Below are 20,926 nucleotides of genomic sequence, written 5' to 3' on the forward strand. Positions count from 1 at the left end.
TTAGAAGTTGGCCCGCCCCAGGGGCACATTGCGGGGAACGGGGTTGCCGCCGAAGCGGTCCACGGGCAGGGTGGCCGAGGCCAGGTTCGTGGGTTCGGTCCCCATGCCTCCGCCGATGGTGCGCAGGAACTTCCGGAGGTCCTGACGGAACCAGACGACGAACTCCTGGAACGCCACCTGGCGGAGCTCCTCCTTGGAGAGCTCGCCGACCACCTCCACCACGGCCGAGGCGGACTCCGCCGGGGGGGTGAAGGTGCGCCACGGCCGGGCGCCGCCGTCGGTGTCCCCCATGATCCGGGCCAGGAAGGCGGCATTCTTTCCCGGTTCCAGAATCTCGGGACGGGGTCCCTCCCCGGCCAGGAGACCCGAGGCGAGGCAGAGGGAGAGCAGGAGGCGCATGGTCTTGGAATGAGGGCATCGGAACGGAGGTTCCCGGCCCCGGGCCTCAGTAGACTGGACCCATGCCCATCGCGATCCTCGGACCCACGGCCTCCGGCAAATCCGCCGTGGCGGTGGCCGTGGCCCGGCGCATCGGCGGCACCATCGTGAACGGGGACCCCTATCAGGCCCTCGCGGGCCTGGCCATCGGCACCGGCCAGCCGGACGAGGCGGAGCGGGGCGGCGTGCCCCATGTGGGCTACGGCGAATGGCCCCTGTCGGCCCGCCCCAATCCCGCGGACTTCGGGGCCTGGGTGCGGGAACGGCTCTCGGCCTGTCGCGAGCCCGTGCTGGTGACGGGGTCGGGCCTCTACCTCCGGGGGATCTGGGACCAGCTCAGCGGCCTGCCCCCGGTGGCGCCCGGGCTGGTGGACCGGGTGCGGCGCTGGGGCGCGACCCTCGGCATGCCCGCGCTGCACCGCTATCTGGCCGCGGTGGATCCGGCTCGGGCCGCGGCCCTGCATCCCAACGATGCGGCCCGGGTCCAGCGGGCCCTGGCCCTGCACCTGGCCTCCGGGAAGGCCCCGTCGGCGCTGCTCACCGGCCCCGAGACGGGCCTTCCGGAGGGCTGGCGGGTGCTGGTGGTCTCGCCGGGCCGCGAGCGCCGACGGGAGCGGGTGGTCGCCCGCGTGGCGGCCCAGGTGCGGGCGGGCTGGCCCCAGGAAGTGCGGGATCTGGTGGCCGCGGGCCACGGCCCCGACCTGATGGCGCTGCGGCCCCTGGGCTACGCCGCCTGGATGGCGGGAGGCGCGCCGGCCCAGATCCAGGCCACCGTCGTGCAGGAGACCCAGGCCTACGCCAAGCGGCAGGCCACCTGGTTCCGCAACCAGCTGCCCGCGGCGCCCCACTGGGATCCCGATGCCGAGCCGCTGGAAGCCGCCTTCGCCCGGCTGGGGCTGGCATGACGCCGGCCATCTGGTACGAGGGCCGCACCTCGCTGGAGCTGCTGGGCGGGGCCGATTGGGCCTGGATCGGCCTGCGCTCGGGCGATGGCCTGAACCGCCTGCACAGCGATCTGCTGGTGGCCCTGGACCGGCTGTTCATCGAGCTCCGCTGGGCCGGCATCCGCCGCGTGGCCCTCAGCAGCTCGGGGTGGATGCGGGATCGCGGCCATCATTTTTCGGCCGGAGCGGACCTGCACGAGGTGGGCTCGCTGGATCCCGTGACCGCCGAGCCCTTCGCCCGGCGCGGCCAGCGGGTGATGGCCCACCTGCTCTGGCCCGGCTGGCGCACGCTCACCCTCCTGTCGGGCGTGGCCATGGGCGGCGGCTGCGACCTGGCCCTGCACGGCCAGGAGCGCTGGGCGGTGGATGCGGATGCGGCCACCGGCAAGGGCGGCCTGCGTCTGGCCCATCCCGCGGCGAAGCACGGCATCCTCACCGGCTTTGGTGGCACGGTGCGGCTCCCGGAGCTGTTGGGCCCAGAAGGGGCCAACCGGTTGTTCCTCCATTTCGAGACCTGGAGCAGCGCCGAAGCCCTGGCCGCTGGCGCCGTCCACCGCACCCTGCCGCCGGAAGCGGCGGGCGCGGCGGTGCTGGGCTGGCTGGAGCCTACCGTCCCGCCGCGATGAGGGCCGGGATGGCGATGGCGGCGGCGATGCCGCAGCAGCAGAGCAGGAAGATCGGCGTCAGGGCCGCGCAGACGCCGCGCCAGGTGTCGGTCCGGTGCATGCGCGCGAGGCCCATGCCGATGACCACCATGCCGGCGATCTGGATCAGGAAGCCCAGGTAGGGGATGAGGCCGCCGATCTGGATGAAGGCCGAGGCATACCCGTAGGCCCGGATGGTCTGGCCGGTGCCCACGCCGGGTTTGAGGCCGCCCCACATCCACAGGAAGAAGTGGTTCAGGGCGCCGCCGACGACCATGCCCAGGAAGCTCACCAGGGGCATCAGCAGCAGGATGACGCCGAAGATGATGGGCATGATGGCGGCGAGGGTCTTGCCGTCGCCTTTGCCGGTCTGCTCCAGGGCCGCGAGCATGATGCCCATGCCCACGAAGAAGAAGACGGCCGCCATGATGAGGAACACGGGGATCGACAGCAGCAGGAGGAAGCGCCAGGGGGCGCCGAGGCCTTCCGTGACGGGCACGCGGTCGAAGAGTTCCATCGGGTTGCTGAAGACCAGCCGGAACATGCCGCCCACCCGCGACCCGAAGGAGGGGAAGGCCTCCGTGTCCTCGAAGGGGATGGGCCGCAGGGCCGGGGTTTCCGGCAACGCATGGGCGGGCGGGGGCGGGAAGGGCGGCGGCGGGATCCTGGGCGGTTCGTCCAGTTCAATGATCGGAGGCGGGGCCTGTAGCTGAGTCGGGGGCTGAGCCGGGGGCTGAACCGGCGGCGGAATCGGGGCCGGAGGCAGAGCGTCGTGCGGGCCAGGGATCTCGGTCATCCTTCGCTCCGGGGAAGTGCACCCACGCTATCACGCTTCGCGGAAGTCCTTCGGGCGCAGCCCCAGCTTTTCCAGCCGCGACAGCAGGGTGGAGGGGGCCAGATCCGCCAGGGCCGCGGCGCCGTCGACGCCGGAGATCTTGCCGCGGGTGTGGCGGAGCAGCCGCTCCAGATAGGCGCGCTCCTGGGCCTCCCAGGTGAGGGGCCGCCCGGTCCGCTCACTGGCACTTCGGGAGGGCAGGGCGCCCGGAGGGAGGCGCAGCTCGTGGCCAGCCGAGAGAATGGCGGCGCGCTCCAGCACATTGTGCAGCTCGCGCACATTGCCGGGCCAGGCGTAGGCCTCGAGCTGTTCGCGCACGGCCTCCGGCAGGCGGATGGACGGCCGGCGGTTCTCCCGGGCGAAGCGGTCGAGGAACCCCTCGGCCAGGGCGGCGATGTCCTCGGGCCGCTCCCGGAGCGGGGGCAGGTGGATGGGGAAGACGCTGAGGCGGTAGAAGAGGTCCTCGCGGAAGCGGCCCTCGGCCACGGCCTTCCGGAGGTCCGCGTGGGTGGCGGCCACCAGGCGCACATCCACCTTGCGGGACTTCTCCGAGCCCAGCGGATCGATCTCCTTCTCCTGGATGGCGCGCAGCAGCTTGGGCTGGAGGTCCAGGGGCAGGTCGCCGATCTCGTCGAGGAAGAGGGTGCCCCCGTCGGCCAGCTCGAATCGCCCTTTGCGCGCCGAGGCGGCGCCGCTGAAGGCGCCCTTCACATGGCCGAACAGCTCGGACTCGATGAGCGAGGCGGGCAGGGCGCTGCAGTTGACCTTGATGAAGGGCTTGTCGCGGCGGGGCGAGAGATGATGGAGTGTCTGGGCCACCTTCTCCTTACCGGTGCCGGTCTCCCCGGTGATGAGCACCGTCGCCGCGGTGGCGGCCACCTGGCGCAGCTGGTCGAGGATGCCGAGCATGGCGGGGCTTCCGGCCCGCAGGGGCTCCTGCAGCACATCCCGGCGCTGGACCTCGCGGAAGTAGCTGACCTCCTCGGCCAGGCTGCGCTCCCGCTCGGCCAGCCGGGCCAGGTGTTCGGCCTGCTTGAGGCCCAGGGCGAGGAGGGAGGCGAAGACGCCCACATGGTGGAGCACGCTCTCGGGATACTGCCGGCACACCATCGCGTCGAGGGTCATGAGGCCGAAGGTCTCGCCGCGGCTGCGGAGGGGGGCCACGAGGCAGCTGTGCCCATGGGGCATCTCGAGGAGACCATGGAAGGTATCCTCGCCGGGATCATCCTCCTCGAAAGTGGCGGGTCGGGAGCGGGCCTTGAGGGCGTTCTGCAGGCGGAGGTTGCCCCGCACGGGGATCCGGGCTTCGGACAGCTGGGGCGTGGCCAGGGGACCCACCGCGTAGGCGACCCGCAGGCCTTCGCCCTCCCGCAGCAGGACGGTGGCGAGATCGTAGGGCACCAGCTGGCCCAGGCGCTCGAAGGCATGGGCGACCATGCGTTCCGGCTCCTCGCCCAGGGTGAGCAGGGCGCCCGCTTCTTCCACCAGGCGGGCTCCGGTGAGGGCAGTCTCGAGATCCGGCGTGGGCACGGCTACCTCCACCCCGATTCTCGACATTTCGAGATGGTGGTCAAGCCTCCAGCAACATAAACGCTTCCCTAGGTCGAAAGGTATACTTCATTCCTGCCACCAAGGACCTGCTTGATCTCCGACGCCTCCCACTTCGGTTCCTACCGTCTGATCTCCCGGCTCGGGGAAGGCGCCATGGGCGAAGTCTGGAAGGCCCTCGACCTGCGGCTCGAGCGGGAGGTGGCGCTCAAGATCCTGAAGGATGCCGATGATCTCCGGCGCAAGGCGCTCATCGGAGAGGCGAAGCTGGCCTGCCAGCTCAATCACCCGAACATCGCCCACATCTACGACGCCGGCGAGGTGGAGGGGACGCCCTACATCGCCATGGAGCTGGTGGTGGGCCGCACGCTCCGCGCCCTGGTGGGCCGCCCGCTCGAAGGCGAGGCCCTGCAGGACCTGGCCCGCCAGGCCGCGGCGGCCCTCTCCCACGCGCACCAGAAGGGCATCGTCCATCGCGACATCAAGCCCGAGAACCTGCTGCTGACGGACGAAGGCCAGCTCAAGATCCTGGATTTCGGCATCGCCCGCCGGGGCGCCGACGACCTTCCCGCGGGGCCGACCTCCCACCACATGACCCTCGTCGAGCACACGGCGCCCGGCTACAGCCAGGGCACGCCCGCCTACATGAGCCCGGAGCAGGCCAATGGCCAGCCCCTCACGGGCCAGTCGGACCAGTTCAGCCTGGGCGTGGTGCTCTACGAGCTGGCGACGGCGGTCCACCCCTTCCTGCGGAGCAGCCTCGTGGACACGCTCTATGCGGTGACGCGCGACGAGCCGCGGCCCCTCTCGGAGGCGAGGCCGGACCTCCCGCGCACCCTCCAGGACGCCATCCACCGCCTGATGGCCAAGTCGCCCAAGGACCGGTTTCCGAACCTGCAGGCCCTGGTCGTGGGGCTGTCCGAGAACATCCCCACGGCCACGGTGCCCCATCTCAGCCGGCCGGTGGCGCTGCTCCGCCGGCCCCGGCGGACTTGGCTCCTCGTTTCCGCGGGTCTGGTCGTCGTGGCGGCGGCCGGGCTCGGCGGTTGGCTGCTCCGCAGCCGCGACGGCTCCGGGCTGGGGGAGGCCCGCCGGGCCTCGCGGCTGGACTTCACCCGGGGGCGCCGGGTGGTGGCCATCCTGCCCATGGAGCAGCTGCAGCCGGACGCCGAGCATGCCTGGCTGAGCAACAGCTTCGCGGATGCCATGGCCTACGGGCTGGTGCGGCGGGACGACATCCTGGTGGTGGACCGCCTGCGGGTGGTAGAGGCCATGCACCAGCTGGGCGACACCCCGGGGCAGGCCCCCCGGGCCCTCGGCGAATTGGGCCGCCAGCTCAAGGCGGAGCTGCTGGTCCTGGGCAGCTATCAGGTCGTGGGGGGGCAGCTCCGCATGGGCGTGCGCGTGGTGGATGTGGCGCGGGGGGCGACCCGGCACCAGTTCCAGCTGGACCGTCCCGTGACCGACCTCCTGAAGCTGGAGGACGAACTGCAGCAGCGGCTGCCCCAGGAGATGGGGCTGGGCAGCGACCCGGGCTCGCTTCGCTCCCAGGCCAAGAACCCCCGCACCCGGGAGCTCTACACCAAGGCCCTCCAGGTCATCACGGATGGCAACCAGGACGCGGTCCAGCTGGCGAACTCCCTGCTGGCCTCGGCCATCGAGATCGAGCCCGACTACGCTCCGGCCCGGGCGGAATACGCCTGGACCCTGGCGGAGCTGGGCGCGACCCGCGCCCTGAGCCAGGGGCGCTTCGCCGAGGGGCAGGCCCTGCTCCGCCAGGGCAAGGCCGCTGCCGAGCAGGCCATTGCCCTGGATCCCAGCGCCTCCCAGGCCTATCGGGCCCTGGGCTCCATCCTGCTGCGCCTGGGCGATCTGGAGGGCGCGAGCCGCTCCGCGCTCCAGGCCGTGCGGCTCGATCCCGCGGACCACAAGGCCTACGATGTGCTGGCGGATGTCTTCGCGGGTCTGGAAGGCGAGGACAACCACCAGACGGCCCGGCGCTACTTCGAGAAGTCCCTGGCGCTCTTCCCCGAGGGCTGGCAGGCCCACCACCGGTACGGCGTGCTGCTGCAGAATGACGGCGACCTCCTCCAGGCCCTCGAGCATGCGGACCGGGCCATCGCCCTGCGGCCCTCCGCCGAGTACGCCTATGTCACCGCCGCGGACGCGCTGCTCTGGATGGGGCGCGCACCGGAGGCCGAAGTCCGGCTGAAGGCCGGCCTGCGCGAGGTGCCGACTTCCAATGTGCTGCGCAGCCTCATGGCCTACACCGCCTGGGACCGCGGCGACCGCGCCTCCGCCGAAGGGTATCTCCGGGAGCTGGAGAACGCCTGGCCCCCGGACCACTCCAACACCGTGCTCCTGGTGGCGGTCAAGCAGGCCGTGGAAGGCGACGCGGCGGGCGCCCGGGCGCAGATGGAGGGCTACCGGCAGAAGCTGCTGGCCTCGGATCTCGCGGCGAAGAAGCACAACGAGAAGCGGGTGCTTTCCGTGAACCTCTACTTCATGGCCCGCATGGCCGCCCGGCTGGGGGATCCGGCGGGCGCCAAGAACCTGCTCGATCTGGCCGACCGCCTGCACGCGGGCAAGCGCCGCGTGGCCCAGCAGGATCCGGCCTTCCGGTAGGACCCCCTAGCAGGCCGTCTCATGGGCCTGGGCCACCAGCTCCTCGATGCGGCGGCGCACCTCCTGCACGAGGGAATCGCGATCCGGGTGATCGGCCGGGTGGACGGGCTGGCCCATCAGGAGGGTGTACCGGCCCGGCCGGATCTTCATGCTGCCCGGCGGGAGCACCTGATGGCCCCCCACGGTGGCCATGGGCACGATGGGCACGCCCGCATCCTGGGCCAGGGCGAAGCCGCCCTTCTTGAAGGGCAGCATCTGGCCAGTGTGACTGCGGGTGCCCTCGGGAAAGATCACCACATTCTTGCCGTCGCGGATCTGCTGGGCCGCATCGCGGATGCTGCGGCGGGCCCGCTCCCGGTCGCCGCGGTCGATGAAGATCACCCCTGCGGCCCACCCGGCCCAGCCGATGAAGGGCACATACTTCAGCTCCTTCTTGGCGATGTAGACGGCGGGAAGCGGGAGGGCGGCCACCAGGATGGGGGGATCCATCTGGCTTTCGTGGTTCGACATGAAGATCACGGACTGGCGGCCTTCGCGGATGGCATCCGGCATCCGCTCCCAGCCGTGGAGGGTGTAGGGGATGTGGCAGAACCAGGCCATGCCCCGGGCGAACATCGGTCCGACGGTGAAGAAGGCCCGCCGCCGACCGAGGACGGGCACGGCCAGCAGGATGCCCAGGACGGTCAGGGGGACCGTCGCCAGGGCCCAGGCCGCCATGACGGCACCGCCGAATCCCGTGTCCCGCCAGTTGGCCACGACGCCTCCTCGTGCTATTCAAGCTAGCAGTTCTGGAGGTCTCCCGTGGGCATCACCGAGCAGATCCTGACCGACCACGCCACGCGCAAGGACGGGGAGGGCGTCACCTGGTTTACCGCCGCCGATCTGGCGCGGCTGGGCATCCGGGACGCGCTGTTCACCGTGATGCAGACCGTCCAGCACACCCTCCGCATGCGGAGGGCGCGCCAGGTGGTCGAAAGCCATGGCTGCACGGATCGCTGGAGCGTGCAGGACGCCCACTGATCCGAAGGGTCAGACGCGGACACCCGCCTCCATCGCCGTGGCACGGGGGTGGAGAATCTGGTTTTCCAGGTAGATGTGCAGGTGCAGGTCGCGCTCCAGGGTCTCCAGGCCGTCGTAGAGGGCCCGGAAGGTAGCGCAGCCGTCCGCCGGCGTGGTGTAGGCGCCGGTGAGGTCCCGAAGCTCTGTCAGCAGAGCCCCGACGGCCTCGTGTTCCATTTCCATGACGCGGATGGGGCTCTGCACCGAGCCGAAGCAGGAGGAACCCGTCTGTCCCTGTTCCATCTGCCGGATGAAGGGGAAGAGAATCTGCTCTTCCTTCATCATGTGCGGCATGAGGTCGGCCACCAGGGCCCGGTAGAGCTGGCCCACGCGCTCCAGTTCGGGATGCCGCTCGCCGTGGGCCCGGAGGACCTTCTCGAGGAGCATCTCGAGGCGGGGCATCTCCTCGCGGAGGTAGTCGTGGTGGGTGGCCACGATGTGCTGGATGAGGTCTCCGAGCGGGGCGTCGGTCCAGTCGCGGAGCGAGGGGACGCCCGCGGTGGGGATCTCCACGGTGGCCAGGCCCTTCAGGACTTCTTCGGGATCCTGGTGGGCGAGCTGGCAGGCTTCCGCCAGGCTGCGGTGGCCGCCGCAGCAGTAGTCGATGCCCAGGCGCTCGAAGTAGCGCATGGTTTCAGGTCGCGCCATCACCAGCTCGCCCACCTTCGTGTCCAGTTCCGTGTTCATGTCGGCTCCTCGGTGGGGACGATCCCCGACCCCCAGGATGCGGTGGCCGGGCCGTGAAGATCATCACATCTTGACTAAAAAGGTCATATTTTCTTTAATACTTCCAGGAAGAGATCTATCTAGCTGATTCCACGATTTTTAATCTACAGTGATGGACTTCGATACATTCTTGGGGGCGTCCGGATGGACCCCATGGTCGGCCACGGTCAGCCGATCCAGGTACTCCATCTTCAGCACGGACATGCGGAAGGCCAGGCGCTGGAGGGCCACGGTCGCGGCGAAGACGAAGAGGTTGGGATCGCCGCTGAAGGGGACCTCGATGTACTTCGACCAGTAGCGGTCCTGTCCCATGGGCTTGCCCGCCACGGCCAGGGCCAGCTCCGGCTGCTTTTCCGCGATGAGCATGATGTCGGCGCCGCGGATCTTGTGGGTGTGGATCTGACTGATGGTGATGCGGATGTCGCGCTCCTCGCTGGGGCACACGAAGAGCAGGGGGTAGTTGGAGAACCGCGTCTCCACCAGCTCCGGCCAGGCCTGGAGGGCTTCGATCCCCCCCGCGAAGGGGCGCCCGTCACGGTGCTGCTCGTAGACTTCCAGCAGGCCCGCCAGGTCCTGGATGGAGAACAGCGTGTTCTTGCCGAGGATGGTGTTGGGGCCGTGCTTGAACTCGGCGGCGTCGTAGCCTTCGGCGTGGTTGAGCACCACCTCCCGGATCTTGAGGGCGCCTTCGCGGGCCAGTCCGATGAGGCCGGTGCCGAGAATGTGCAGGGAGGGCTCCAGGTAGAGGCGCTTCGCGGCCTCCTCCACATCGCGCTCGCACATCCGGAGGGTCTCGGCGATGAGCTCCTTGGCGCGTTCCAGGTTGGCGGCGATCTTCCGCTCGGTGAGCGAGAAGGAGGCGGCCAGCACATAGAGGATGGCCACTTGGTTGAGGAAGCTCTTGGTGGCGGCCACGGCGATCTCGGGACCGCAGAGGATGGGCAGGTAGAACTCGGACAGCTCCTGCGGGATGCGGCTGTTCTCGTTGTTCACCAGGGAGATCCGCCGCAGCCCCGGCACCCGGGCGCGCACATCCTGGAAGATGTCCACCAGGTCCTTCGTCTCGCCGGACTGGGTGATGCCGAGAAGGAGGTCGCGGGGCTGGAGCGCGTTGAGATACATGGACCGGAACATGCCGGGGTTGCAGGGGAAGACGGCCACGCCCGACAGGTTGTTGAAGAAGGTGGCCGCCACCAGGGCCGCGTGGTACGAGGTGCCCGAGGCGACCAGGAAGACGCGCCCGCCCTCCTTCTGCGTCTCCCGGATCGCCTGCACCAGCTCCATGAGGTGGCGCGTGACCCGGCGGCGCTTCTTCCAGATGAAGAGCAGGTCGAAGAGGGCCAGGGCTTCGGAGGCCTGGGGATCGAGGCGTTCCAGGTCCGCGAGCAGCTGGCGCTCGTCCGACAGGGGCCGCCCACCGTGGGCCCGCAGGACATCGGCGTGGGGCTTCACCCGGGTGGTCAGCTCCCGGTGGACGGGATCCGCCAGGAGGCCCTGGAAGGCCGCCACCAGGGCGGGCTCATGGGGAGCTTCGTAGAGCGCGAGAACCTTGCCCAGCAGGGCCTTGCAGAGGTCCTTCCGATCCTCGAAGGCGGCGAACAGGCCCTCGGTTTCGGGTGAGCGGAAGTAGTAGCGGAGCACCTCGTCCAGGTTGTCGGGCGCCGAGGCGATCTCCTGCTCCATGAAATAGCGGTAGGGAGCCCGCAGGCCGGTATCGCGGACATTGAGCTTGGAGCGTTTGGGCCGCGGCACCGAGAACGCGAAGTCCTTGCCCAGGGTGAAGACCAGGTAGTCCCGCTCCGTGAACCAGAGCCCCTCGCCCTCGGAGAGCGGGATGAGCATGCGGGTCTTGGAGAGCACGGAAGTGAGGTCGCTGGAAACCACCACGAAGTCGCCGTGGGCGTCGCTGCCGATGCCCGCATAGAGCGAAGACCCGGATTTCACGGCCACCACGCCCGGCACCTTCGGATCCGCAAAGGCTGCGGCATAGGAACCTTCGGCGCGGGCATCGGCCTTGCGGGCCGCATCCATCAGGAGGAAGGCGCCATCGGGAATGGACGCCTGCAGCCCGGCAGCCGCGTAGGCGGCCCGGCAGGCCGCCAGGGCCGAACCGGGGTCGGCCAGATTGGCGGCGTAGGCATCCTCGGTGAGGTGCGTGATCATCTCGCCGTCGTTGTCGGAAACCACGGCGTGACCCTGGATGGTCAGGGCGGGCTTGAGCGCATCCGTGTTCGAGATGTTGCCGTTGTGGGCGCCCACCATCTCGACCTTGCAGCGCACGAGGTGAGGCTGGCTGTTCACATCCGTGACGGCGCCATAGGTGGCCCAGCGCACCTGGCCGATGAAGCGCTGGCCGGCCTGCTGGTCGATGCCCAGCTCGGGCACCACGCGGCTGGGGGCGCCGACCTTCTTCAGGAGCTTGATGGCCCCGTCGTCCCCGATGAAGGAGGCCCCGGTGGAATCGTAGCCTCGGTATTCCAGCCGCTTCAGCAGCTCACCGGCCTCCCGCCCCATGGCGGAAACCTCGGATCCATAGCACAACGACACGATTCCGCACACCGCCGGACCTCCCAAAGCATTCATCACAGGCCAAAGCCACCCTCCATCCTGGGATAGAAGGGTGGTTTATGGAACTGGATCGATCCCGCCCTGGGTCAGGGGTGAACAGCGGAGCAGGCGCCAGGTGGTGAGCAGGCCGCCGCGGAGGGTGCCGTACCGCTGGATGCAGCCCAGGCCGTAGTGGCTGCAGGTGGGGGTGAATTTGCACTGGGTGGGCAGGTGGCTGGACAGGGTGGCCTGGTAGGTACGGATCAGGCCGCGGCAGACCCAGGCCGTCGGTTGGAAGCGCACGGGCAGGCAGGCTTCCAGCACCAGGTAGAGCCCGAGGGCCGCCAGGGGGTGGGCCAGCAGCCAGGCCATCACCCTAGGCCTTCGCCGCATCCGCCTCGGCCTTCACTTTCCGGGCTTCCTCGAGGAAAGCGGGGACCAGATCCTCCTCCTTCACCTTCCGGATGAGCTCGCCCTTGCGGTAGATGAGGCCTTCGCCGGCGCCGCCGGCCACGCCGAGATCCGCGTCCTTGGCCTCGCCGGGCCCGTTCACCACGCAGCCCATGACGGCGTAGGTGATGTTCTCGTGGTTGATGGCCTTGAGGCCCTCCTCGATCTCGTTGGCCACGCGGTTGAGGTCGATCTGCACCCGGCCGCAGCTGGGGCAGCTCACCATGCGGAAGCCACCGCTGCGCAGGGCCAGGGCCCGCAGCATCTCGTGACCCACGCGGCATTCGTCTTCACCGTCGCCCGTCAGCGAGACGCGGATGGTGTCGCCCAGGCCCTCGGCCAAGAGGATACCCATTCCGACGCTCGAACGAATGGTGCCGCCGAAGGGCGTGCCCGCTTCCGTGATCCCCAGGTGGAAGGGGTAGTCCACCTGCTTCGCCAGCAGGCGGTAGGCCTGCACGGTGCGGATCACATCGCTGGCCTTGAGGCTGATCTTGATGTCGCGGAAGCCCTCGCGCTCGAGGACCTCGATGTGGCGCAGGGCGCTCTCCACCATGGCCTCGGGTGTGGCGGTGCCGAACTTCTCCAGCAGGTCCTTCTCGAGGCTGCCGCCGTTCACGCCGATGCGGATGGGGATGCCCAGGGATCCGGCCTTGTCCACCACGGCCCTCACGCGGTCCTGGCCGCCGATGTTGCCGGGATTGATGCGCAGGCAGGCGGCGCCACCGTCCGCGGCCACCAGCGCCAGGCGGTAGTCGAAGTGGATGTCGGCCACCACGGGGATGGGGCTGCGGTCGCAGATCTCGTGGAAGACTTCGCCGGCCTTCTTGGTGGGCACGCTCACTCGCACGATCTCGCAGCCGGCGTTGGCGTAGCCGTAGATCTGGTTGACCGTGGCCTCCACATCCCGGGTGTCCGTCTTGGTCATGCTCTGGACGCTGATGGGGGCGTCCCCGCCCACGGGCACCTTGCCCACCAGGATCTGGCGGGTCTTCCGGCGGGGGGCGAGGGGCTGGAGTTCCTGATCGGACATGGGGCCTCGGTCAAAGATCCCAGTTTACCCGCCTATGGACGGCGGTACGCGACGCGCGGCCCGGACGGGCCGCGCGAAGAACGGGAACTCCTGTTACCGCTTGAGGTTCAGGGTTTCCTGGAGCAGCTCGTCGGTGGTGGTCACGATGCGGGAATTGGCCTGGTAGCCGCGCTGGCTGAGGATGAGCTTGGTGAATTCGCCTGCCACATCCACATTGGAGAGCTCGAGGTTGGAGCCCAGCACGCCGCCGCGACCGCCCTGGTTGGCCAGGCCGACGGTGGGCGAACCCGAGGCGAGGCTCTGGCCCCAGTGGTTGTTGCCGGTCTGCACCAGGCCGTTCACATTGTTGAAGCTGGAGAGGGCCACCTGGGCAAGGGAGATGACCTGGCCGTTGGTGAAGGTGCCGCTGATGATGCCGTTCTGGTCCACCGTCAGGTCGCGCAGGGTGCCGGCCGCGTAGCCGTCCTGGAAGCTGCTGCTGGTGGTGCTGGCCGCGGAATACTGGGTCAGGTTGACGGAGTTGTCGGGGTTGACGATGTTCCAGGTGATGTCCTGGGTGGCGGTCCCGTTGTTCCAGTTGATGGCGGTCAGCTTGGGGTTGTTGCCGGCGGTGGGGGCGAGGCCATTGATGGTCAGCAGGGTGCCGGCCGCGCTGAAGGTGAGGGTGCCCGAGGCGCCTCCGCCGATGGTGGCCGGGGCGGAGACGGAGGCCGCGTAGTCCCAGGTGTTGGGTCCCGTCTTCGTGTAGGTGACGATGATGTTCTGCGCGTTGCCCTGGCTGTCGTAGACCTGGATGGGGGTCGTGAGCGAGGAGGCGGGGGTGCTGGGGGGGACCGTCGAAGTGGGGTCGAAGGTGGAGGCGTTCAGGTTGATGCCCAGGCGCACATTCTGGGTGGCGAAGGCGCTGGCGGTGGTGCTGGCATCGATGCGGATGGGAGCCAGGGAGGCGGAGGTATTCACCAGGCCCGTGGCCGTGTCCCGGTTCCAGCCCATGACATTGGCACCGTCGCTGGCCACCAGGAAGCCGGCGTTGTTGCGGGTGAAGTTGCCGGCCCGGCTGAAGACCTGGCGGCCATCGGAGGTCTGGAGGGTGAAGAACCCGTTGCCCTGGATGGCCATGTCGAGGGCGTTCCCCGTGCTCTGGAAAGAGGACTGGGAGAAGTCCTGGCTCACGCTGTTGGTCTGAACGCCCAGGCCGAACTGGATGGGGTTGCCGTTCCCCTGCGTGGACACGCCGCCCAGGCTCGTGCTGAAGATGTCGCGGAAGGTCGTGCTGGAGCCCTTGAAACCGACCGTGTTGATGTTCGACAGGTTGTTGCCGATCACATTCAGGGCGCTGGCGTTGGTGGACAGGCCCGAAAGGCCGGAGTAGAAGGCGGAGTAGAGGCTCATGGGGTTCTCCTGGGGTCTGGGGTCGGGTTCAGGCAGTGATTTCGAGGACATCGGCGAGGGAGAAGATGTTGCCTCCCGAAGCCAGGTAGATGCCGTTGTCCTTGAAGGTCACGGCGTCCACCTTCAGGGTCAGGCTGGTGCGGAAGCTCACGGCTTTGCCGTCGTCGCCGGTGGCCGAGACCTCCACCTTGTAGGCGCCGTCCGGCAGCGGCGTGCCCGAGGCATCCTTGCCGTCCCAGGCAAGGGTCGAGGCACCCCGGTTGAGGTGGCCCTGGGGCAGGGTGGCCACCACATTGCCGGTGGCGTCGCGCACGGTCACGGTCACATTGGCCGCGGAGGCGAGCTCCAGGTTCATGGTGGCCTGGCCGGACTTCAGGTTGAAGCCGGAGCCGTCCACCTTCACCGTCTTGCCCACCAGGCCGGCCGTCTGGGCCTGGAAGAGGCCAGCCGTCTGGGTCTGGAGGCCCGTCAGCAGGGTGTTGGTCTGCTGGCTCTGCTCCAGGCTCGAGAAGCTGGTGAGCTGCTGGACCATCTGGTTGGGATCCTGGCCGGCCCCCGTGGGGTCCTGGTTCTTCAGCTGGGCGACCAGCAGCTTGAGGAATCCGTCCTTGTCCAGGGCGTTCTTGGCCGTAGCCGTCTTATTGGTCGTGGTGGTGGCGGCGGTGGTCGCGCTGATCATGCCGGTTTCCATAGGGACCTCCAGGGGGGTGAGAACAGGAAGCGTGCCGATCAGGCGTAGAGCTCGACATGGTGCGGGTTCAGGATGGACGGAGCCAGGGCTGCGGGTGCTTCTTGCCGGGCTGCCAGCCCCGCGAGCGGGGAGCGATCCCGGAAGGTCGGCGGCGGGGGCGCCTCCTGGAAGGGGCGATGGCCCTGCTGGAGATCGAAACTGCCCAGCTGAAGGCCCTGCTCCCGGAGGGACTGCTCCAGGTGCGGACGGCCTTCCTGGACGGCCTGGACCGAGGCGGGTTCGGTGACCCACAGACGGGCATGGACCTCGCCGCCTTCGACGCGGAGATGGATGGTCACCTGACCCAGGGACTCCGGGTGCAGTTGGAGGCGGGCTTCCTGGGCCCCGCCCTTGAGCATCCAGCGGAGGCTCCCGTCGATCTGGGCGATGGGGCCGGCGGGGGCCGGCGGAGGGGCGCTGGGGGGGGCGGCCGGAGCGACTGGGGCTGGCACCGAGGCCCGGCCTGACGGTGCGATCGGAGTTCCGGCGGCAGTCATGGCCGAGGTCTCTGCATGCGTCGCCACCCGCGGCATCGCCGTTTCGGGCAGCAGGAAGCCCGCTTCCGGTTTCAGGGGCGGGGGCTCCGCGGGCTGAGCGGCTGGAGATGCCGCGGCGACGGCAGGGTCGGTGGGGGCCTCGGAGACGGCAGGGCTTGTGGCGTCTGAAGCCTTGATCCGGTCCTGGCGCAGATCTGCGGTGCGCAGTCCCGGCGCGGGCGGGGCGCTGGGTCCAGGCGCCACCAGGGGAACCGCCGTTTCAACGGCTGCCTTCGGAGGGGCGGCGGGTTGGGGGGTGGCGGTCTTCTTGGAGGTCGGGTTGGCCTCCTTGAGATCGGGCATGGTCGATTGGACCGGGGCCTGAGGTGTTGGGGGTGGAGTCACGGCAAGGACTGCCGGGGTTCCGGCACCCTTGGCGCCGGGGTCCTGGGCTGGAGGGCCTTGAATGTCCGCGATCGGCAGGGCGGCCTGGGCCGCAGGCGTGGCCGGGTCAAGCGGGTTGGGGTTGTGGGCGGGGGCCGGTGAAGCGACGGGTACCGTGGCCTGGGGCGTCTGTGGCGTCGAGGCGGAGGCCGGGGCCGGGACTTCCGGAGCCGCCTCACCCTTCGAGGGGGTGGGCACGGGAAGAACGGGGTCCCCGGGGAGGACGGCCGGGGTGGAGGCCGCCAGCACCTGAGCGGGCGTTCCCGGACCTTTGGCGACCTCGGTGGCCGCCCCGGAGGGGGCCGGTTGGGGCGTCACAGTGGCGGGAGCCAGTGCCGCGGGGGGAGGCGCGACCGGGGCGGTTGCTGCGGGCGTCCCCGCTGCGGGGGCAGCCATGTCCTGGGTACCCTCGGTCTTCTCACTCGCGGCCGTGGCCTTGGTGGGAGGGGTGGTCGGGGCTTCGGGTTTGGTGTCCTGGGTTTGGGGGGCCTGGGCTCGAGCCGCGGCTTCGCGGCGTGGCGCCTCGGGTCCCGCAGGCTCAGGCCGCGCCTGGCCGCTCTCGTTCACGGGCGTCTCCGTCTGCTCTGCCTGGCCTGAAGCCTGGCCCGACATGGGGGACGGGTTCTGGGAGGGCGCCTGGACGAATTGGGCCATCAGCCCGGCAAACTGGCCGTCGGAAGCCTCGGGTTCCCTGGCTTCCGGGCGCTCCGCCAGGGGGCGTTCGGGGACTGCAAGGACTGCTGTCGCACCGGCTGGAAGCATGGAAACTCCGCGCCCGGACCTTCCGGGTAGGTTTCCAGCGCCAGGACCGTGCCGCGGTCATTGGGCAGAAAATGACTCATGTTCTCGGGGGGGACCGCCTGCTCGCTTCGCTCGCGATGTCCCCCCGGACCCCCGCGGCTCCTGCGGAAGACCTGCTCGAGCCGCCGACCGTCTCAGGCGGCGGAATCCTTCGGTTTGCTCAGGCCCACCCGCTCGGACAGGCGGCCCGCCAGCTTCGCATCCAGGGGGGCCAGCTGGTCCATGAGCTTGGCGGCCTTCTTGGGGGTCATGCCCGCGAGGAGGGCCACGGCCACATCCATGTTCTGGCCGGCCAGCTCCTTCATGGCCTGGGCTCCGGCGGCGGGTTCCATGGCCTCGTAGGTGCGGATGATCTGGGTATCGATGACCGGGCGCACCTTAAGCTGTTCCAGCTTCGCCAGGGCCTCCTGGACGGCCTTCTCCCGGGTGGCGAGCTCGCCGCGGTCCTTGTCGAGGGTGGCCTGCAGGGTGTTGAGCCGCTGTTCCAGTTGGCGCAGGTCGGCCTCCTTCTGGGCGATGGATTTCTCCCGGGCCTGGAGCTGGGAGGCCAACTCGGCCACCTTCACCCCCTCGGCGGCGGCCCCTTTGGGGTCGCCCTTGGGTTCCTGGGCGGACAGCCAGATCACGCCCGCGGACAAGACGACGGGCGCCGAGATCCAGAGAAGGTAGCGGGCGTTCATGGGGGACTCCTGGGGTCTAGGCGCTCTGGCGGTGGTGGCGGAGGACGGCCAGCTCGTCCATGTCGAGGATCTCGCGGAGCTGCTGTTCCCGGGCATGCAGGAGGGCCCTGCGCTCCTTGAGGCGCACCAGCATGAGGTGGTTGCGGTGGGCCAGCACCAGGGCCGCCCGGGCGGCGGCCACCTGGGCCACGGCTTCGCGAAGGCGTTCGTAGCCTTCGAGCTGGCGGCGCTCCAGCACGACCAGGAAGCGCTCTCCGGCCCGCCACAGCTCCAGGTCGAGGGCCTGCCCCGAGGCGGTGCGGCGGGATTCGAAGATGGCGCGGTGCTGCCGGGCCAGGTCCTCGAGGTGCTCGCGCACCTCGCGCTCGCCCTGGAGGGCCCGGGCCAGGCCGCGTTCGGCCTCGCGTTCCAGGGCCTCCCGCAGCTTGCGCAGCGGTTCGAGACGGAAATGGAACCGGGCGGCCATCAGGCGCGTCCCTTCAGGAACGGCGCGAGGTCGATGCCGAAGATCTGGCCCATGGCGAGCATGGCCTGGTGATGATCAGAGGCTTCGGCGGTGGCCTGGCGGAGGAAGGCCTGGATGGCGGGCTGGAACTGGATGGCCTGGTCGATGGCGGAGCTGGAACCCTTGGTGTAGGCGCCGATCTGGATGAGATCCTCGGCGTCCTGGTAGGTGGCCATGAGGTCGCGCAGCTTGCTGGCCAGCTGCTTCTGCTCCGGCGGCGCCAGGGCGCTGAAGAGGCGGGAGAGGCTGGCGAGCACATCGATGGCGGGGAAGTGGTTCTTCGAGCCGAGCTTGCGCGAAAGCACCACATGGCCGTCCAGGATGCCGCGCACGGCGTCGCTGATGGGCTCGTTCATGTCGTCGCCCTCCACCAGCACCGTGTAGATGCCGGTGATGGAGCCCATGCCCTCGAAGGTGCCGGCCCGCTCCATGAGACGCGGCAGCAGGGCGAAGACCGAGGGCGTGTAGCCCCGGGAGCTGGGCGGTTCCCCGGCGCTGAGGCCGACCTCGCGCTGGGCCATGGCGAAGCGGGTGACGCTGTCCATCATCAGCAGCACATCCTTGCCCTGGCGCATGAAGTACTCGGCCACGGTGGTGCCGGCCATGGCGCAGCGGAGGCGGAGCAGGGGCGTCTGGTCGCTGGTGGAGACCACCACGACGCTGCGGCGGAGCCCCTCCTCCCCCAGATCGTTCTCGATGAACTCGCGCAGCTCGCGGCCCCGCTCGCCCACCAGCGTGATCACATTCACTTCGGCCGAGGTGTTGCGCGCCACCATGCCGAGCAGGGTGGACTTGCCCACGCCCGATCCCGAAAAAATGCCCACCCGCTGGCCCTTGCCCAGGGTGAGCAGGCCGTCGATGGCCCGCACGCCCGTGGACAGGACCTGATCGATCCGCTTGCGGCGCATGGGGTTGGGCGGCGGGCCCTGGAGGGGCAGATGGGCCATGGCCTCGATGGGTGGCCCTCCGTCCAGGGGCCTGCCCAGGGGGTCGATCACGCGGCCCAGCAGGTCCTCGGACAGGGGCAGCTCGGACTGGTGGCCGGTGCCTTCCACCCAAAGGCCCGGACGGATGCCTTCGGTCTCTTCGATGGGCATGAGCAGCACGCGCTGGCCGGAGAACCCCACGACTTCCGCGTGGATGAGCCGCGGGCGCCCGGCCTGATCCAGGCCGTGGATGAGCATCTGCTCGCCCACGGAGCATTCGGGGCCCGTGGATTCGACCACCAGGCCCACCACCTTCGTGACCCGACCCATCCAGTCGGCCTTCGGGAGCCCCCGCATGCGGGCCGCGAGGGCCACGGGATCCAGGAGGGCGGGGCTCATGGGGCCTGGTCCTCGCGCATGCGGGCGATGAGCTGCAGGAGGCGCTCGCGGCGTCCCTCCAGGCTGCCGTTGAGGACGCCCAGGGGGGTCTCGGCCCGCAGGCTGCCGCGCGACAGGCTGGCGTCGGCCGTCAGGTTCAGGCCCCCGTGCCCGACGAACTGGTCGCCCACCTGGCTGAGATCCTGGGGGTTGAGGAAGACCAGCAGGGGCGCTTCCCCCTCCCGGCGACCATGAGGCAGAGGGAAGGGAAGCTCCTCCAGCACGCCCTCCATCAGCGCCTTCACCGCGCCGGGGGAACGGTCGATCTGCTGGACGGCCAGGTGCTCGCCCACGGCCAGGGCCAGGGCCACCATCTCCTCGTTCAGGGCCTCGCGGAGGGCGAGGGTCACCTGGGACAGCTCGTCCAGGTGCTCCACCAGGCGCTGGATGTAGCCCTTGTACTGGCTTTCGCCGAAGGTGCGGCCCTCGGCCTCGCCCGAGGCGAAGCCCTCCTCGTAGGCCCGGCGGGCGATGTCCTGGGCCTGGCGCTCCGCTTCCTGGAGACGGTCCACAAGGCGCTGCTCCACGGGCACCTGGGAGGCGGCTTCGTCACCCAGGTCCGAGGCGATGGAGCTGCCGCCCTCGTCGAGCCCGCCATGGCTGAGCGTCGCGTCCACGGGGAAGTAGGGGAAAGCCTCCAGGCGCGTGCCCTGGATGTCCTCGGACCGGATGAACCCCTTACGTGACATAGTCCTCGCCCCCGCCACCGCCGATGCTGATGACGCCTTCCTCTTCCAGCTGGCGGACGATCTCCACGACCTCGTGCTGGGACTTTTCCACATCCTTCAGCTTCACGGGGCCCATGAACTCCATCTCTTCCTTCATGAGTTCCACGGCGCGGCTGGACATGTTGCGGAAGAACTGGTTCTGCAGCTCCTCGCTGGTGCCCTTGAGGGCGATGGTGAGGGTCTTCTTGTCCGCGCGCTTGAGGATCTCGGTGATGCCGTTGTCGTCGATGAGCAGGATGTCGTCGAAGACGAACATGAGGTCGCGGATGCTGGCGGCCAGCTGGGGGTTCTCGGTCTCGATCTTCTCCAGCACGGCGCGGCCGGTGTTGCGGTCCATGCGGTTGAAGAGCTCCGCCACGGCCCGGACGCCGCCGTAGGCTTCCGTCGCGAAGGAGCCCAGGGCCTCCAGCTTCTGCTCGAGGATGAGGCTGATGCGGCGCACCACCTCGGGACTGATCTCCTGCAGGCTGGCCATGCGCATGGCCACATCGCTGCGCAGGGCCTCGGGCAGGCTCGAGATGAGTTCGGCGGCCTGGGAGGCGTTCAGGTGGGCCAGGATGAGGGCGATGGTCTGCGGGTGCTCGTTCTGGATGAACTTGGAGAGCTGTTGGGGATTGGCGCGCTCCAGGCTGGTGAAGCCCGCGCTGGATTCCAGGGCCTTCACGAGGCGGTCGATGATCTTGCGCGCCACTTCCGGGCCCACGGACTTGATGAGCAGCTTCTTGGCGTACTCGATGCCGCCCTGGCTGATGTAGCTGCGGGCCTGGGTCATGGTGTGGAACTCCTCCATGACCTCTTCCGCGACTTCGGGCTGCACATGCTTGGTGATGGCGATCTCTCGGGAGATCGTCTGGATTTCATCCTCCTCGAGGTACTTGAAGATGCTCGCGGCGGTCTCGTCGCCCAGGGAAACCATGAGCACGGCGGCCTTCTGCATGCCGGTCAGCTTCGCCATGG

At 69.4% G+C, this 20,926-nt stretch carries 20 protein-coding genes; 4 read left to right on the forward strand and 16 right to left on the reverse strand.

Annotated elements, in window-relative coordinates:
- A complete protein-coding gene (locus QUD34_RS03190) occupies positions 1-399 on the reverse strand; it encodes a hypothetical protein (RefSeq protein WP_286355152.1) in 399 nt (132 codons plus the stop codon).
- Between the two features lie 62 nt (positions 400-461).
- Between QUD34_RS03190 and QUD34_RS03195 the strand changes: the two genes are divergently transcribed.
- A complete protein-coding gene (locus QUD34_RS03195) occupies positions 462-1,343 on the forward strand; it encodes a tRNA (adenosine(37)-N6)-dimethylallyltransferase (protein ID WP_286355153.1) in 882 nt (293 codons plus the stop codon).
- Positions 1,340-2,008, forward strand: a complete 669-nt coding sequence (locus QUD34_RS03200) for an enoyl-CoA hydratase/isomerase family protein (RefSeq protein WP_286355154.1) — start codon at positions 1,340-1,342, stop codon at positions 2,006-2,008. The genes QUD34_RS03195 and QUD34_RS03200 overlap by 4 nt, the downstream gene beginning before the upstream one ends.
- Here QUD34_RS03200 and QUD34_RS03205 read toward each other — a convergent pair.
- Both QUD34_RS03205 and QUD34_RS03210 read right to left on the reverse strand, forming a co-directional pair.
- Positions 1,989-2,822, reverse strand: a complete 834-nt coding sequence (locus QUD34_RS03205; protein WP_286355155.1) for a YIP1 family protein — start codon at positions 2,820-2,822, stop codon at positions 1,989-1,991. The two genes, QUD34_RS03200 and QUD34_RS03205, sit on opposite strands and share 20 nt — an antisense overlap.
- Before the next feature lie 30 nt (positions 2,823-2,852).
- A complete protein-coding gene (locus QUD34_RS03210; protein ID WP_286355156.1) occupies positions 2,853-4,391 on the reverse strand; it encodes a sigma 54-interacting transcriptional regulator in 1,539 nt (512 codons plus the stop codon).
- Between the two features lie 111 nt (positions 4,392-4,502).
- On the opposite strand from QUD34_RS03210, the gene QUD34_RS03215 reads away from it, so the two are divergent.
- The gene (locus QUD34_RS03215; RefSeq protein ID WP_286355157.1) at positions 4,503-7,034 is read left to right on the forward strand and encodes a serine/threonine-protein kinase; all 2,532 of its coding nucleotides are present in this window, start codon (positions 4,503-4,505) and stop codon (positions 7,032-7,034) included.
- Positions 7,035-7,040: 6 nt separating this feature from the next.
- Here the strand turns inward: QUD34_RS03215 and QUD34_RS03220 are convergent, their stop codons facing one another.
- Positions 7,041-7,790, reverse strand: a complete 750-nt coding sequence (locus QUD34_RS03220) for a lysophospholipid acyltransferase family protein (RefSeq protein WP_286355158.1) — start codon at positions 7,788-7,790, stop codon at positions 7,041-7,043.
- A gap of 45 nt (positions 7,791-7,835) precedes the next feature.
- Between QUD34_RS03220 and QUD34_RS03225 the strand changes: the two genes are divergently transcribed.
- Entirely contained in the window at positions 7,836-8,054 is a 219-nt protein-coding gene (locus QUD34_RS03225) for a hypothetical protein (RefSeq protein ID WP_286355159.1), read from the forward strand.
- Positions 8,055-8,063: 9 nt separating this feature from the next.
- Here QUD34_RS03225 and ric read toward each other — a convergent pair whose 3' ends face one another.
- From ric to fliG, 12 genes are all read right to left on the reverse strand, one after another.
- A complete protein-coding gene (gene ric, locus QUD34_RS03230) occupies positions 8,064-8,780 on the reverse strand; it encodes an iron-sulfur cluster repair di-iron protein (RefSeq protein ID WP_286355160.1) in 717 nt (238 codons plus the stop codon).
- A gap of 138 nt (positions 8,781-8,918) precedes the next feature.
- A complete protein-coding gene (locus QUD34_RS03235) occupies positions 8,919-11,366 on the reverse strand; it encodes an SIS domain-containing protein (protein WP_286355161.1) in 2,448 nt (815 codons plus the stop codon).
- Between the two features lie 78 nt (positions 11,367-11,444).
- Complete coding sequence (gene yidD, locus QUD34_RS03240; RefSeq protein WP_366526188.1) at positions 11,445-11,669, reverse strand: membrane protein insertion efficiency factor YidD; 225 nt, start codon at positions 11,667-11,669, stop codon at positions 11,445-11,447.
- A 73-nt stretch (positions 11,670-11,742) separates the two neighbouring features.
- On the reverse strand, positions 11,743-12,849 hold the full coding sequence (gene ispG, locus QUD34_RS03245) for a flavodoxin-dependent (E)-4-hydroxy-3-methylbut-2-enyl-diphosphate synthase (protein ID WP_286355163.1): 1,107 nt from the start codon (positions 12,847-12,849) through the stop codon (positions 11,743-11,745).
- Between the two features lie 93 nt (positions 12,850-12,942).
- Positions 12,943-14,241 (reverse strand): flagellar hook protein FlgE, encoded by a 1,299-nt coding sequence (locus QUD34_RS03250; RefSeq protein WP_286355164.1) that lies wholly within the window; start codon positions 14,239-14,241, stop codon positions 12,943-12,945.
- Positions 14,242-14,269: 28 nt separating this feature from the next.
- A complete protein-coding gene (locus tag QUD34_RS03255) occupies positions 14,270-14,920 on the reverse strand; it encodes a flagellar hook assembly protein FlgD (RefSeq protein ID WP_286355165.1) in 651 nt (216 codons plus the stop codon).
- Between the two features lie 50 nt (positions 14,921-14,970).
- Positions 14,971-16,653 (reverse strand): flagellar hook-length control protein FliK, encoded by a 1,683-nt coding sequence (locus tag QUD34_RS03260; RefSeq protein WP_286355166.1) that lies wholly within the window; start codon positions 16,651-16,653, stop codon positions 14,971-14,973.
- A 173-nt stretch (positions 16,654-16,826) separates the two neighbouring features.
- Positions 16,827-17,372, reverse strand: coding sequence for a MotE family protein (locus QUD34_RS03265; RefSeq protein ID WP_286355167.1), 546 nt, complete (start codon positions 17,370-17,372; stop codon positions 16,827-16,829).
- 16 nt (positions 17,373-17,388) lie between these two features.
- Positions 17,389-17,838 carry a flagellar export protein FliJ gene (locus QUD34_RS03270; protein WP_286355168.1) on the reverse strand — a complete coding sequence of 150 codons (450 nt, stop codon included), beginning with the start codon at positions 17,836-17,838 and terminating at the stop codon, positions 17,389-17,391.
- Positions 17,838-19,202 (reverse strand): FliI/YscN family ATPase, encoded by a 1,365-nt coding sequence (locus QUD34_RS03275; RefSeq protein WP_286355169.1) that lies wholly within the window; start codon positions 19,200-19,202, stop codon positions 17,838-17,840. Before QUD34_RS03275 ends, QUD34_RS03270 begins: the two co-directional genes overlap by 1 nt.
- The gene (locus tag QUD34_RS03280) at positions 19,199-19,930 is read right to left on the reverse strand and encodes a FliH/SctL family protein (RefSeq protein ID WP_286355170.1); all 732 of its coding nucleotides are present in this window, start codon (positions 19,928-19,930) and stop codon (positions 19,199-19,201) included. Before QUD34_RS03280 ends, QUD34_RS03275 begins: the two co-directional genes overlap by 4 nt.
- Complete coding sequence (fliG, locus tag QUD34_RS03285) at positions 19,920-20,924, reverse strand: flagellar motor switch protein FliG (RefSeq protein WP_286355171.1); 1,005 nt, start codon at positions 20,922-20,924, stop codon at positions 19,920-19,922. Before fliG ends, QUD34_RS03280 begins: the two co-directional genes overlap by 11 nt.
- Positions 20,925-20,926 lie beyond the last annotated feature (2 nt).

The organism is Geothrix oryzae (genome assembly GCF_030295385.1).
GTDB classification, from domain to species: Bacteria; Acidobacteriota; Holophagae; order Holophagales; family Holophagaceae; genus Geothrix; species Geothrix oryzae.

Bases quoted from the DNA above. Each gene is read 5' to 3' on its own strand.
- QUD34_RS03260 (WP_286355166.1), bottom strand. From the start codon at position 16,653: ATGCTTCCAGCCGGTGCGACAGCAGTCCTTGCAGTCCCCGAACGCCCC.
- QUD34_RS03250 (WP_286355164.1), bottom strand. From the start codon at position 14,241: ATGAGCCTCTACTCCGCCTTCTACTCCGGCCTTTCGGGCCTGTCCACC.
- QUD34_RS03195 (WP_286355153.1), top strand. From the start codon at position 462: ATGCCCATCGCGATCCTCGGACCCACGGCCTCCGGCAAATCCGCCGTG.
- fliG (WP_286355171.1), bottom strand. From the start codon at position 20,924: ATGGCGAAGCTGACCGGCATGCAGAAGGCCGCCGTGCTCATGGTTTCC.
- QUD34_RS03275 (WP_286355169.1), bottom strand. From the start codon at position 19,202: ATGAGCCCCGCCCTCCTGGATCCCGTGGCCCTCGCGGCCCGCATGCGG.
- QUD34_RS03200 (WP_286355154.1), top strand. From the start codon at position 1,340: ATGACGCCGGCCATCTGGTACGAGGGCCGCACCTCGCTGGAGCTGCTG.
- QUD34_RS03265 (WP_286355167.1), bottom strand. From the start codon at position 17,372: ATGAACGCCCGCTACCTTCTCTGGATCTCGGCGCCCGTCGTCTTGTCC.
- ispG (WP_286355163.1), bottom strand. From the start codon at position 12,849: ATGTCCGATCAGGAACTCCAGCCCCTCGCCCCCCGCCGGAAGACCCGC.
- ric (WP_286355160.1), bottom strand. From the start codon at position 8,780: ATGAACACGGAACTGGACACGAAGGTGGGCGAGCTGGTGATGGCGCGA.
- QUD34_RS03280 (WP_286355170.1), bottom strand. From the start codon at position 19,930: ATGTCACGTAAGGGGTTCATCCGGTCCGAGGACATCCAGGGCACGCGC.
- QUD34_RS03190 (WP_286355152.1), bottom strand. From the start codon at position 399: ATGCGCCTCCTGCTCTCCCTCTGCCTCGCCTCGGGTCTCCTGGCCGGG.
- QUD34_RS03270 (WP_286355168.1), bottom strand. From the start codon at position 17,838: ATGGCCGCCCGGTTCCATTTCCGTCTCGAACCGCTGCGCAAGCTGCGG.
- QUD34_RS03255 (WP_286355165.1), bottom strand. From the start codon at position 14,920: ATGATCAGCGCGACCACCGCCGCCACCACCACGACCAATAAGACGGCT.
- QUD34_RS03205 (WP_286355155.1), bottom strand. From the start codon at position 2,822: ATGACCGAGATCCCTGGCCCGCACGACGCTCTGCCTCCGGCCCCGATT.